This is a genomic window from Archangium minus (genome assembly GCF_044360475.1).
GTDB classification, from domain to species: Bacteria; Myxococcota; Myxococcia; order Myxococcales; family Myxococcaceae; genus Archangium; species Archangium minus.
In genome coordinates this window covers 7,327,899-7,340,937 of record NZ_CP043494.1, presented here as the reverse complement: position 1 = coordinate 7,340,937, position 13,039 = coordinate 7,327,899, and the positions used below count along the sequence as shown (strand labels likewise).

Here is a 13,039-nt window from a genome sequence, read left to right as displayed (position 1 = left end):
CTTCCGCATCGGCCCGCCGGAAGGCGTGCGCCGAGAACGAATCGTTCTGCGTGCCGGACAATCACCCCCAGCGCGCGGAGCGGAACTCCGCGGCCAGCACGTCGAGCAGGGCGCGCAGGCGCGGGGCGGGAGTCCGGCCGGCCGCATGGATGGCGTGGATGCCCACGGGTCGGGGCGCGAAGTCGTCGAGCACGGTGACGAGCCGCCCCGAGCGCAGGTCCTCGTCCACCATGAAGCGCGGCAGCATGGCGAGGCCGATGCCCTGGGCCACGGCCTCGCGAAGCATGGTGCCATTGCCGGTGGACAGCGAGCCGGACACCGGCACGCGGATGCGGCCCTGTGGGCCATAGAAGCGCCACTCGTCCTCGGCGCGCAGGTGCGTGTAGCGCAGGCAGTCGTGGTGGAGCAGGTCCTCGGGCCGCTCCGGAGTGCCCCGGTGCTTCAGGTACACGGGCGCCGCGCACACGTGCAGCGATGTGGTGGCCAGCTTGCGCGCCACGAGGTTGGAGTCGCGCAGGCGCGTGATCCGGATGGCCACGTCCACGCGCTCCTCGACGAGGTCCACCAGCCGGTCGCTCAGCACGAGCTCCACGTGGGTGTCCGGGTGCGTGGTGAGGAAGCGGGCCATGGGCCCGGCGAGGTACATCTGCGCGAAGCTCACGGGCGCGTTGATGCGCAGCGTGCCCCGACCCGCGTCGGTCGCCCCGCGCGTGGCGGCCCCGGCCTCCTGGAGCATCCGCGCGCAATGCGCGTACACGCCCAGGCCCGCGTCGGTGACGGTGAGCTTGCGCGTGGTGCGGATGAGCAGCGGTTCGCCCACGCGGGCTTCCAGTCGGGCTACCCGCGCGCTGACCACGGACTTGGACACGCCGAGCGCCTGGGCCGCCTGGGTGATCGAGCGATGCTCGACGACGCGCGCGAAGCACGCGAGGCCGAGCAGGTCATCGAAGAGGGGTTCGCTCACCCGTGGGAGGCTGCCACGGCGATGTATAGGAAGGACAGCCCTGTGCAGCGGGCTGTTCGAACTCGGAGAGGCTCAGTTGCGATTCCAGATGCCGGGACCACGGATCAGGCAAGCAAGGGCGCCGCGACTCTGCTGAGATGGACCCTGATGGCATCATCGAAGGTCGGTAATAGTGGCGGAGAGATCCAGTGAGCGTCGCAACCATCGAAGAAGGTCCCTTGCTGGGTCCGAGCTTCTTCCTTTCCCGGACGGCGCTCCGTGCGCTCGCGCTGGCCCATCGTGGCTCCTACGGCGCCGCACGGCCCTATCCTCACGTCGTCATCGACGGCTTCCTGGGAGAGCGGCTTGCGTCCGGACTGGCAGCGGTCTTCCCGGGCGCCTCCGAGGCCGACTGGAAGCGACGGGATCACCAGGAACAGGCCGCGCGCCTGGGACAGCTTCAGCGCAAGGCGTTCGAAGGTGTGCACGGAGCGCTCCGACACCTGCTCTCGGAGTTCTCGAGCATGTCGTTCCTCGATTTCCTGGAGACCCTCACCGGAGTCCAGGGGCTCATCGCGGATCCGCATTTCCGGGGCGCCGGGCTGCACCTCACGCTGCGGGGGGGCCATCTCGCGCTTCACGCGGACTTCAACCGCGATCGCTTCCGTGCGCTCACGCGGCGGCTCACCGTCCTCTACTACTTGAACCCTGGCTGGGAACCCGCCTGGGGCGGCGACCTCGAGCTGTGGAATGCCGACCTCTCCAGGTGCGAGACCCGAATCGCTCCGCTGCTCGATCGGCTGGTCGTGATGGCTCATGGCGATGACTACTGGCATGGCCACCCATCCCCGCTGGAGTGTCCCGAGGGGCGCGGTCGAGCCGCGGTCGCGGCCTATTTCTACACGGCGGAAGTGTCTCCGGACGCGCCGGAGGCCCACAGTGCCATCTGGGCGACAGTGCGTTGACTGGCCGAGTACGGGCCGATCCGCGCTGACCGTTGAGCCGAGCTGACACGCCAGCAGCCCACTGACACGTCAAGCTGACATGTCAGTGAGTCCTCCACCTGGTGCCACGGGTGAATCCAAGGCGTCCCTTCCTCTGAGCGATGGATTGGGGAGGGGTGGCACGACAGATGCTAGCAGCCGCTGGCTGTCGCCTCTCCAACACCCCACTGAGAGCCGACAAGGTGCAACCATGACCGCGGCGCCAGTCAAACAACCCTTTGAATTGCCAGACTTCTATGTCCCCTGGCCGGCGCGCCTGAATCCCTCTCTCGAGGGGGCCCGGGTGCACTCCAAGGCGTGGGCGCGTGAGATGGGGATCCTGGATCCGCCCAAGGACGGGAAGACCCCCGATGTCTGGGATGAGGTGAAGTTCGATGCCATGGATTACGCGCTGCTCTGTGCGTACACCCATCCCGAAGCGCCCGGCCCGGAGCTCGACCTGGTGACGGACTGGTATGTCTGGGTTTTCTACTTCGATGATCACTTCCTCGAGGTCTACAAGCGCTCCAAGGATCTGACGGGCGCGAAGGCATACCTCGACAGGCTTCCCGCGTTCATGCCCGTCGAGCTCTCCGTCTCCCCACCGACGCCCACCAATCCGGTGGAGCGGGGCCTGGCCGACTTGTGGGCTCGCACGGTGCCGAGCAAATCCGTGGAGTGGCGGCGCCGGTTCTTCGAGAGCACCAAGAATCTGCTCGATGAATCGATGTGGGAGCTGGCCAACATCAGCGAGCGCCGTGTCGCCAACCCCATCGAGTACATCGAGATGCGCCGCAAGGTGGGTGGGGCCCCCTGGTCGGCGGATCTCGTGGAGCACGCTGTCTTCGCGGAGATCCCCGCCCGCATCGCCGACTCCCGTCCGATGCGTGTCCTCAAGGACACGTTCTCCGATGGGGTGCACCTGCGCAACGACCTGTTCTCCTACGAGCGGGAGATCCTGGAGGAGGGCGAGCTCTCCAACTGCGTCCTGGTCCTCGAGCGCTTCCTGAATGTCGATACGCAGCGCGCAGCCGATCTGACCAACGAGATCCTCACGTCCCGGCTCCAGCAGTTCGAGAACACCGCCCTGACCGAACTGCCGTCCCTCTTCGAGGAGTACGGCCTCAACCCGGTCGAGCGGATGCACGTCCTCTCCTATATCCGAGGACTCCAGGACTGGCAGTCCGGCGGCCACGAGTGGCACATGCGCTCGAGCCGCTACATGAACAAGGCGGCCGGGAGAGCGGGGCACTCGTTGGGAGGTCTTCCCCTCGGCCCCACGGGTCTGGGGACCTCGGCGGCTCGGCTCCACCTGTCGCCTGGCGCCCTGGGGTTGGGACGGTTCAAGAGCTACACCCACGTTCCCTATACGGCCGTGGGTCCGGTCAAGCTGCCCCCGTTCTACATGCCGTACTCGACACGGCAGAACGCCCACCTGGACGCCGCGCGGCGCAGCTCCAAGGAATGGGCGCGCCAGATGGGAATGCTGGACACCCTGCCTGGCCTGCCAGGCGTCTACATCTGGGATGACCACACGTTCGATGTCGCCGACGTGGCCCTGTGCGGTGCGTTGATCCACCCGGCGGCCTCTGGTCCTCAGCTGGATCTCACTGCCGGCTGGCTCGTCTGGGGAACCTACGCCGACGACTACTTCCCGGCGCTCTACGGTCATAGCCGCGATATGGCGGGCGCGAAGGTGTTCAACGCGAGGCTGACGGCGTTCATGCCGGATGACCCGGCCACGCTCACCACCGTCCCCACCAATCCGGTGGAGCGGGGCCTGGCCGACCTGTGGGCTCGCACAGCGGGCCCCCTGTCCGCCGATGCGCGCAATCAGTTCCGCCGGGCCATCCAGGACATGACGGAGAGCTGGTTGTGGGAGCTCGCCAATCAAATCCAGAACCGGATTCCGGACCCGGTCGACTATGTGGAGATGCGCCGCAAGACGTTTGGATCGGATCTCACGATGAGCTTGTCGCGGCTGGCCCAGGGCCACGGACTCCCGCGCGAGCTCTTCCGGACCCGGACGATGCGTGCGCTTGAGAACTCCGCCGCTGACTACGCCTGCCTCACCAACGACGTCTTCTCCTACCAGAAGGAGATCGAGTTCGAGGGGGAGCTCCACAACGGCGTGCTGGTCGTTCAGCGCTTCCTTGAGCTCGACAAGCAGCGGGGCGTCGAGGTCGTCAACGATCTGATGACCGCGCGGATGCGCCAGTTCGAGCACATCGTCGCCACCGAGCTGCCGGCCCTCATCACCCACTGGGGTTTGGATGGGAAGGCCCAGGAGCGGCTGCGCGCCTACGTCGAGCAGCTCCAGCAATGGATGGCCGGCGTGCTCATCTGGCACCAGACGGTGGACCGCTACAAGGAATTCGAGTTGCGCAAGAGCCGGACGCCCGGGCGGTACATGCACCAGCTCAGGGGGCCCACCGGGCTGGGCACGTCGGCGGCGCGCATCGCGTCGCTGCTGTCAGGTGGCAACCGGCCCGTGCCGGCTGGCCGTGAAAAGGATCCTGTTCTTCTGACTGAAGGAAAGAGGTGAGTGTCATGGCGAATATCGAGAAGCTGATTGAGGAAGCCAGGAAGCAGCAGATGAGCCTCGGGACGGAAGCGGCGCGCCAGCTGGCGACGACGACCAAGTCCGCCCCGCAGATGCAGGGAATCTCCACCCGGTGGTTGCTCAAGCTGCTGCCCTGGGTGCAGGTCAACGGCGGCGTGTTCCGTCTCAACCGGCGCTTGAGCTACAACGTGGGCGATGGCCGCGTGTCCTTCACCAGCACTGGCGCGCGGGTGCAGGTCATCCCCCAGGAGCTCCGTGAGCTGCCGCTGCTGCGCGGCTTCGATGACCCCGAGGTGCTGCTCGCCCTGGCCAACCGCTTCGAACAGAAGGAGTACAAGGTCGGTGAGGTCATCACCCAGGCCGGCCAGGAGGCCGACTCGATCGTCCTCATCGCTCACGGCAAGGTGAACAAGATCGGCACCAGCAAGTATGGCGAGCAGACGGTGCTCGAGGTGCTGGCCGATGGCGACCACTACAGCTACGAGGTGCTGCTGGAGTCGAATGACCAGTGGAAGTTCACGACCAAGGCCGTCACCCCGGTCACCGTGCTGGTCCTCCAGCAGTCCGCGTTCGAGGCGGTGCTCGCCCAGTCCCCGACGCTGCAGAAGCACATCGAGGACTTCAAGGCGCTCGCCAAGAAGAAGAAGGACCCGTCGGGCCAGGCGGACATCGAGCTGGCCGCCGGACACCACGGCGAGCCCGTGCTGCCGGGCACCTACGTGGACTACGAGACGTCGCCCCGCGAGTACGAGCTGAGCGTGGCGCAGACGGTGCTGCAGATCCACACGCGCGTCGCCGACCTGTTCAACGACCCGATGAACCAGACCCAGGAGCAGCTGCGTCTGACCGTCGAGGCGCTGAAGGAGCGCAAGGAGCACGAGCTCGTCAACAACCGTGAGTACGGCCTGCTGCACAACGCCGATCTCAAGCAGCGCATCCACACCCGCAGCGGTCCCCCGACGCCGGATGACATGGACGAGCTGCTGGCCACCGTGTGGAAGGATCCGTCCTTCTTCCTGGCCCACCCGCGTGCCATCGCCGCGTTCGGGCAGGAGTGCAACCGCCGCGGGATCTACCCGGGCAGCGTTGACGTGAACGGTCGCGCCGTCACCGCCTGGCGCGGCATCCCCATCTTCCCCTGCAACAAGATTCCCATCAGCGAGACGCGGACCAGCTCCATCATGCTGATGCGCACGGGCGCGGAGAACCAGGGCGTCATCGGCCTGCACCAGGCCGGCATCCCCGACGAGATCGAGCCCAGCCTGAACGTTCGCTACATGGGCATCAACGACAAGGCCATCATTTCCTACCTCGTCAGCACCTACTTCTCCGCGGCGGTCCTCATCCCCGACGCGCTCGGCATCCTCGAGAACGTGGAGATCGGCCGCGTCTAGCACGTGGGCGGTTGAGGCAGTCCAGACCTAGCTGAGGCACAGCTCATGGCGAATACGATGAACACGGGCAGCGGTGGTGGTGGTGGTGAAGTAGAACAGCGGCAGATGAGCCTGGGGACGGACGCGGCCCGTCAGTTGGCGACGACGACCAAGTCGCGGCCGCAGATGTTGGGAATCACCCCCCGGTGGCTGCTGCGCATGCTGCCCTGGGTCGAGGTGCCGGGTGGCGTGTACCGCGTCAACCGTCGCCTGACGTACTCCGTGGGTGATGGGCGCCTCAGCTTCTCCAACGTTGGCGCCCGGATAGAGGTCATTCCCCAGGAGCTGCGGGAGCTGCCGCTGCTGCGCGAGGTCGAGGACGTCGAGGTGTTGTCCGCCCTGGCATCGCGGTTCGTCCAGCGGGAGTTCAAGCCGGGCGAGCGGATCGTCGAGGCGGGCCAGCCCGCCGAGCATGTGATCCTGCTCGCCCACGGCAGGGCCCAGAAGGTGGGCCGCGGCCAGTATGGCGACGAGGTCCTGCTCGAGGTGCTCGCCGATGGCGATCACTTCGGGGACATGTCGGTGGTGGAGTCGAACGACCGGTGGAAGTTCACGGTCAAGGCGCTCACCCCGTGCACGGTGATGATGCTGCCGCAGCGGGTGTTCGAGGAGCTGATCAAACAGTCCGCGGTGCTGTCCGCTCACATCGATCGGATCAAGGAGCGGTTGAGCAAGCCTCAGGACAAGGCGGGACAGGCCGCCATCCAGCTCGCGGCGGGACACCACGGCGAGCCGGAGCTGCCGGGGACCTTCGTCGACTACGAGCTCAAGCCCCGCGAGTATGAGCTGAGCCTGGCGCAGACCCTGCTCAAGGTGCATACCCGCGTGGCGGACGTGTTCAACGGCCCGATGAACCAGGTCGGGGAGCAGGTCCGGTTGACCATCGAGGCCCTGCGCGAGCGGCAGGAAGACGAGATGATCAACAACCGGGACTTCGGGCTGCTGCACAACGCGGACCTCAAGCAGCGCATCCACGCGCGCAGCGGGCCGCCCACGCCCGACGACCTGGACGAGCTGCTCAGCCGACGCAAGAAGTCGCGGTTCTTCCTGGCCCATCCCCGCGCCATCGCCGCGTTTGGTCAGGAGTGCACCCGCCGCGGGATCTACCCGTCCGTCGTCGAGGTGGAGGGCAGGAAGTTCATCGGCTGGCGCAACGTCCCCATCCTTCCCTGCGACAAGCTTCCCATCTCCGACGACCTCACGACCTCCATCCTCGTGCTCCGGACCGGGAAGGACGATCAAGGAGTCGTCGGTCTGCGGCAGACCGGCATCCCGGATGAGGTCGAGCCCGGTCTCTCCGTGCGGCACATGGGCGTCAACGAGAAGGCCATCTCCTCGTATCTCGTCAGCACCTACTACTCCGCGGCTGTGCTCATCCCCGACGCGCTCGGAGTCCTGGAGAACATCCAGCTCGGGCGCTGACGGACTCGCATGCGACTCATGCTTCGCCGCCCCGCCTGATGGCGGGTGGGGTGAGCTCCCACGCTCCGTCGTGCCAGAAGTGGGTGGACAGTACGTTCTCCACCTCTGGCTCCTCGATTCCATCGGACAGTGGCAGCCCGAGCGTCTCGGCGAAGGCGAGGTCGTAGTCGAGGAACACGGACTGCAGGGGTTGTGGGCAGGACTCCGGGTACACCTTGAAGGGCACCAGCGTGTCGTCGTCGGAGATGGCGAGCAGCTGCCGCGCGAGGACCAGCCCTCGGGTATCCCTCGCGTAGAGGACGCGCTTGTTGACGTCGAGCACCACTGCCGCCGCCGAGTAATCACAGAGGCCATTGAGGCCCAGGCAGCTTCCCACGTGCGTTCCCAGCCGGAGCGCCTCCAGCGTGTCCTGCTCGAGCGACAGCGTGACCTCGCCCATCCCTGGCACCTCGCGGCGCAGCATCAGGCCTTCGAGCCATTTCGCTTGTTCGACTCGCGGGTGCCGCTCGAACCAGGCGCGTGAGACGGGGTGCCGCACGATGAAGTCCCGCTCTCCCTCGAAGTAGCGGGCCAGCAGCCGGCGCAGCGCACGCCGGTTGTGATGGACGAGGTTCGCCATCTGCAAGGCGTGGCGGACGCGTGTATCCCGGGTGTCGGCTCGCATCCGGCCTCGCAGCCGCTCCATCACACTCCGGGCGAGCACCTGGAGCCGGAGGCGCGTCCGTTGCGCTGAGGCTATGCGCAGGGCCCGCGCCCACTGGCCGGGGGAGAGCTCCCGATTATTCTCCAACGCGAGCCGCGCCTTTCTCGGCAACGGGCTCTCCACTCCGTCCACGCAGTGCTCCCGCAGCAGGGCGGCCATCCGCGCGGGAGGCAGTTGAAAGGGATCCTCGCGCACCAGCGGGTGCCGGGCGAACTCCGTCAGCAACGGCAGGGCCTCATGCTTCCACAGCGTGCCCAGCAGCCGCGCAGTCCTCGCGAGCGTCTCGGGACACGACTCGAAGGCGTCGAGCACCATGCGCACGTCGTGCTCCACCAGCCACTCCATCCCCATCCCCGCCAGGATGGCCAGGTCCTCCCGGGCGCAGCAGTCGTCGAAGCGTAGGAAGCCGCGCTCGGGCGCCGCCAGGAAGCGTTCCCGCACCTGCGCGTCCGGGTGTTTCACCAATGCCTCGAGCACGTAGGAGAGCCGGTTCTCCCGGGAGAAGGGCGGTCTGCAGATGCGTTCAGCCAGGACCAGGGTGCTGGTCACCAGGTACGCGGGGATCTCCCACGGCGTCTCCCCGAGCGCCACCAGGCGGCACATCATCTCGACGCACCGCTGCTGATGGCTGGCCGGTGTATGGCTCAGCCGCAGAAGCAGCGGCGGCAGGAGGCGACGGGCCACACTCCACCAGCGCAGGCGCACCGGGCGCTCCACCGTGTCGTCCCACCCCAACGTGTTCAGCAGCTTCACCAGCGCGTAGGCGGCCGCCGGGGTCAGGCTCGTCCAGGGTGTGGAGGAGAGGACCTCGGCGAAGCCCGGCAGCTCTCCGCACAGGGACCACAACGAGGCCAGCTCCGAGTGCCCGGACGTCTCCGGCAACAGGTGGACGAAGAGCGCGCCAAGGCACTCCTCCGGCACGGGGCCCGAGGCCGAGGGCAACCGTGTTCCCAGCGAATCCTTCAGGCCATGCGCGGCCAGCAGCCGGAAGCCGCTCAGCAGGTAGTCACTGGAGAGGTTCGCCGCGAGGCCCCGCAGGTAGTCCACCCGCCAGGAGGCCCGATGCGAGGCGAAGGGTTCAAACTGGAGGTCATAGCCTTCCGCGCTGAACGGGCGCAGGTCCGCCTTCACGAGCGCCGTGAGCAGCTCCCCCTGCGCCTCGGGCACGAGCCGCGCGGCCACCTCCAACCAGGAGAGTCCATGCTCTGGGCCCCAGCGATTCAACAGTCGCGCCGCCGCCGTCAGCACGCCCGGGTGGGTGTCGATCGCCAGCCTTCCGCGCAGCGCCAGCAACCGGTTGAAGCCTCGTTCCGGGCCCCGGGCCAGGAGGAAACCGAGCCGGATGAAGCTGGCGGGCAGCTCGGCTCCACGGGTCTCCAGCAGACCATGGTGGTAGGCCAGGGCCACGTCGGCCCGGGCGGGTGAGGCCAGCGCCAGGGCCACGCGCTCCAGCCGCTCCCGCGAGTGTCCTTGCGCCTCGAGCTGGCGAAGCGCCTGCGCCACGTGGGGACGCAGCGGCTCAAGCAAGGCTCCCAGGGTACGCCGGTGCAGGAGGTGGGGACGGAGGTCGAACACGGTGGGCCGCGGACGTTTCGGCGGCTGGTACAGGGTGCCTCGATACCCACGGGGATGGGCCGCCGTCCTCCGGTGAGGGGAGGGTGGTGGCTCTAACCAGGGGTGCTCCAAGCCACGCGGGGGCGTCCCATCTCCGGGCACAGTGGCCAGGAGAACCTGGAGAAGGCGCGTGAGCGTTTCCGCGGTTGCCCCATGGGCCTGGGACAGACCCTCCCACGCGCTCAGCAGGGATGCTCGTTCGGGGACCTCTCTCTCGGAGAGAGTGTGCAATGGCAGCCGGAGCAATCCGGCGTCCTCCCCCTTCTCGGAGAGGGCGAGCGCCATGAGCCCCTCGGGCTCTCGCAGAACGCACACCACCCGGACTTGAGACACGTTTCGCCACCTCGGTGGCAGCTACCCTACGCCCTCAACGTGCGGCGGAGAAGCCGCCGTGGAACGTGACGGGGATGGCGTGGTCGAAGTGGACGGTCGCCACGGGGCCGTCCTCGAGGTGCTGCCCGTCCAACACCGCGACGTAGGAATGGTCGCTCGTGCTGTCGTAGACGAGGTCGAGCACGAAGGCGTCGTCCTCCGCCTCCCCGCGCGGTACGAGCACGGGCTCGCTCGGCACATGCCCGGCCGGCACGGCCCACTCCGCGGAGTCCCCGCGCTCGAGTCCGATGCGCGTAATCCCCGGGTACTTCCGGTCCGTGCCACGGCGCTCGGTCTGCGCGAAGAGGGTGCCGTAACGCGCTCCGTGCATCCGCGGGTGCAGCTGCGGGAAATCGCAGGGGACGTCGAAGAGCTTCGTCTCGCGCGTCTTGCCTGTGCTCATGTCGAGGTGCAGGCGCGTCAGCAGCGGGGGTGGTCCGCTCTCTTCGAGCTCGCCGATGTCGCTGAGCGAGAACTCGGGGTAACGGCACAGGTCGACGCACGGACCGTCGCCTTCCTCGAAGGCGTTCGCGAAGTGCCAGGTCCAGAAGGCATCGAGCTCGAAGGTTCGTGGCGACTGGATGTCGTCCAGGGGGACGACGATGAGCCGTGCTCCGAGCTCGGGCTTCCACTGGAAGAGCTTCGTGAAGTCTGCGAGGCCGAGCATCGCGCGCAGGAGGTTCAGCTTCACTGGCCCCACGAAGAGGATGAGGTGCCGCTCGGTCGCGATGAAGTCGTGCATCATGCTCTGCCAGGGTGCTTCGATGGTGCCGAGCTTCGACGCGCCCCCCTCGTCGGGCAGGGCGTAGAGGTCGATGAGCATCTTCGGGCCGTAACGCACGCCGAAGTTGAAGGTTGTACGAAGCGAGGCGACGCGGTGCGGGTGCGCGGAGAAGGCGCCTGAAACCACGTCCAGGTCGGTGGCCTCGAGCGTGTTCAGCGTGCCCGGATCCATCTCCTGCAACAGTCCGCCCTCCATGAGCGCGAAGAGCCGGTCCTGCCACAAGAAGGTCGAGGTGTTCCCGGTGCTCTTCGCCGAGTTCTTGCGAGCGGCGCGCATGCGATCGAGCCACGAGGCCGCCGAGTTGTAGAGGAACCGCCCCGCGGCCTCCTCCTCGCGGTAGCCGGCGCTCTCGACGATTCGGCAGGCGCCCTGCGCGCCACCGCCGTCGAAGCGCACCGCCGTGATCGCCCCGTCCGCCTCGAAGGCGTGCGAGAGGCTTGCTCCGAAGCGCTCGAAGAGGCCCGGTCCGGCACGGAAGAGCGTGCCCCGGAGCGACTCGGGGAGCCGTCCCTCGACCCGCAGCGGCTCGAAGCCGTGGGGGCGAGAGACGGACCGCAACAGGGGGCTGACGGCGTTCTTGCTGCTCATCGACTGCACCTCGGAAGGGTGGACCTGCGCCGGAGTTCTAAGTAAGTTAATCTCACTTACTTTGCAACGAGCTTCGTTTCCGTTTCAATCTAGTGACGCCCCATGACCCGAAAGACGCAAACGCGCCCCTACCACCACGGAGACCTTAAGCGCGCACTGGTGGAGGCGAGCATCGAGCTCATCCAGGAGGAAGGCGTGGACGCGCTCACCGTGGCCGAGGTGGGCCGCCGCGTCGGCGTGTCCTCCGCCGCCCCCTACAAGCACTTCGCGGATCGCCAGGCGCTGTTGCGTGCGATCGCCGAGGAAGGGAACCGGCGGCTCGCTGAGGCGCTCGTCGCGGCGGCGGGGGAGAGCAGCGACCCGCGTGAGGCGTTCCGTCGCTCGGGAGTGGCCTACATTCGCTGGGCGGCGGAGAACCCGGCCCTCTACCGCATCGCGACGGATCCCGCGAACATCGACTACACGTCGACCACGTCGGAAGCCGAGGCACCGGAGGCACTCAAGGGCTCGATGGAGACGTTCTGGCCGGAGCTGGCGGCGCTGGTCCGCTCGGGTGCGGCCCTCCCCGCTGCGCATCCGCTGGTGGAGCAGTTGCGAGGTCGCGCCTTGGCACAGGGGGTGGCCAGTCTCTTCGTGAGTGGAGTCTTCGCCTCGCTGGGCATCACCACCTCGGACGCGGAGCGGATTGCCCGGGCGGTGACAGGGGAAGATGTCCCGGCCACGTCGCGCCGGAGCAAATCCTCGCGCAGCGGCTGAGCCTGGGGCGCACGCCGGATTGTGCCTGGGCGTCGCCGGGTGATAGGTCGGGGCCACTGCCATGCCTGCACCCGGCCCCCTGCTCGCATCCATCTTCGGCCTGTACCTGCTCGCGGTCATCTCTCCCGGGCCCAACACGTTCATCGTCACGCGCCTGGCGCTGTCCGCCTCGCGCCGGCACGCGGCCTGGGCCGTGCTGGGGATTGCCCTGGGGAACGCGGTGTGGCTCTGCGTCATCCTGGGGGGGGTCGCCGTGCTCTTGCAGCAGCTCCCGGGAGGGATGCGCGCCGTGCGCTACGTGGGCGGGCTGTACCTGCTCTACCTGGGCGTGAAGGGGTGGCGAGCCGCGCGTACGGTCTCACAGGCTTCCGGGGCTGCTCCGGCCGTGGCTCCGGAGAGGGTATCCGTGGAGCGGGCGCTGACGGGGGAGGAAGAGCGGCCGTTTCGCAGCGGGCTGTTCGCCAGCCTGTCCAATCCGAACACGATGCCGTTCTACCTGAGCATCCTCGCTCCCACGGTGGCGCCGGGCATCCCTTTGTGGGTACGCGTGGCGGCAGGGGCGGGCATCGTGACGATCGCCATGGCGTGGTACGGGACGCTGGGGTGGGGCCTGTCCACCGGGCACGTGCGGCGGGCGTACACCCGGCGGGAGTCGCTCATCCGCCGGGTGCTCGCATTGGTGCTGGTGGCCTACGGGATTCGGCTGCTGGTTTTGGGGTAGGGCGGGGCCGACGACCTGGAGGCGTCCAGCTCTCCGAGCCAGCGGTCCCGCGTGCAGACCACCAGCCACCGAGGGTAGCCGCTCCGTCACGTAGAGCCGCTCCACCGAGGGCAGATGTGTCTGCGACGTTTGGACATGGTTAGGAGATGTGCCGAGC

9 protein-coding genes are annotated in these 13,039 nt (G+C 67.7%); 6 read left to right on the top strand and 3 right to left on the bottom strand.

Features of this window, described 5'->3' with window-relative positions:
* Positions 1 to 61 precede the first annotated feature (61 nt).
* Entirely contained in the window at positions 62 to 964 is a 903-nt protein-coding gene (locus F0U60_RS29760) for a LysR family transcriptional regulator (RefSeq protein WP_395804673.1), read from the bottom strand.
* A 188-nt stretch (positions 965 to 1,152) separates the two neighbouring features.
* Here F0U60_RS29760 and F0U60_RS29755 point away from each other — a divergent pair, with 188 nt between their 5' ends.
* From F0U60_RS29755 to F0U60_RS29740, 4 genes are all read left to right on the top strand, one after another.
* Positions 1,153 to 1,908, top strand: a complete 756-nt coding sequence (locus F0U60_RS29755; RefSeq protein WP_395804671.1) for a 2OG-Fe(II) oxygenase — start codon at positions 1,153 to 1,155, stop codon at positions 1,906 to 1,908.
* A 229-nt stretch (positions 1,909 to 2,137) separates the two neighbouring features.
* Positions 2,138 to 4,471: a family 2 encapsulin nanocompartment cargo protein terpene cyclase gene (locus F0U60_RS29750; RefSeq protein ID WP_395804669.1), complete on the top strand. Its 2,334-nt coding sequence runs from the start codon at positions 2,138 to 2,140 to the stop codon at positions 4,469 to 4,471.
* Between the two features lie 5 nt (positions 4,472 to 4,476).
* On the top strand, positions 4,477 to 5,883 hold the full coding sequence (locus F0U60_RS29745; RefSeq protein WP_395804667.1) for a family 2B encapsulin nanocompartment shell protein: 1,407 nt from the start codon (positions 4,477 to 4,479) through the stop codon (positions 5,881 to 5,883).
* A 45-nt stretch (positions 5,884 to 5,928) separates the two neighbouring features.
* Positions 5,929 to 7,344, top strand: a complete 1,416-nt coding sequence (locus F0U60_RS29740; RefSeq protein WP_395804665.1) for a family 2B encapsulin nanocompartment shell protein — start codon at positions 5,929 to 5,931, stop codon at positions 7,342 to 7,344.
* A 16-nt stretch (positions 7,345 to 7,360) separates the two neighbouring features.
* Here the strand turns inward: F0U60_RS29740 and F0U60_RS29735 are convergent, their stop codons facing one another.
* Both F0U60_RS29735 and F0U60_RS29730 read right to left on the bottom strand, forming a co-directional pair.
* Entirely contained in the window at positions 7,361 to 9,622 is a 2,262-nt protein-coding gene (locus F0U60_RS29735) for a hypothetical protein (protein ID WP_395804663.1), read from the bottom strand.
* 406 nt (positions 9,623 to 10,028) lie between these two features.
* Positions 10,029 to 11,405, bottom strand: a complete 1,377-nt coding sequence (locus F0U60_RS29730) for a carotenoid oxygenase family protein (RefSeq protein WP_395804661.1) — start codon at positions 11,403 to 11,405, stop codon at positions 10,029 to 10,031.
* 102 nt (positions 11,406 to 11,507) lie between these two features.
* On the opposite strand from F0U60_RS29730, the gene F0U60_RS29725 reads away from it, so the two are divergent.
* Positions 11,508 to 12,161 (top strand): TetR/AcrR family transcriptional regulator, encoded by a 654-nt coding sequence (locus tag F0U60_RS29725; protein ID WP_395804659.1) that lies wholly within the window; start codon positions 11,508 to 11,510, stop codon positions 12,159 to 12,161.
* A gap of 61 nt (positions 12,162 to 12,222) precedes the next feature.
* Positions 12,223 to 12,882 carry a LysE family translocator gene (locus tag F0U60_RS29720; RefSeq protein WP_395804657.1) on the top strand — a complete coding sequence of 220 codons (660 nt, stop codon included), beginning with the start codon at positions 12,223 to 12,225 and terminating at the stop codon, positions 12,880 to 12,882.
* Positions 12,883 to 13,039 lie beyond the last annotated feature (157 nt).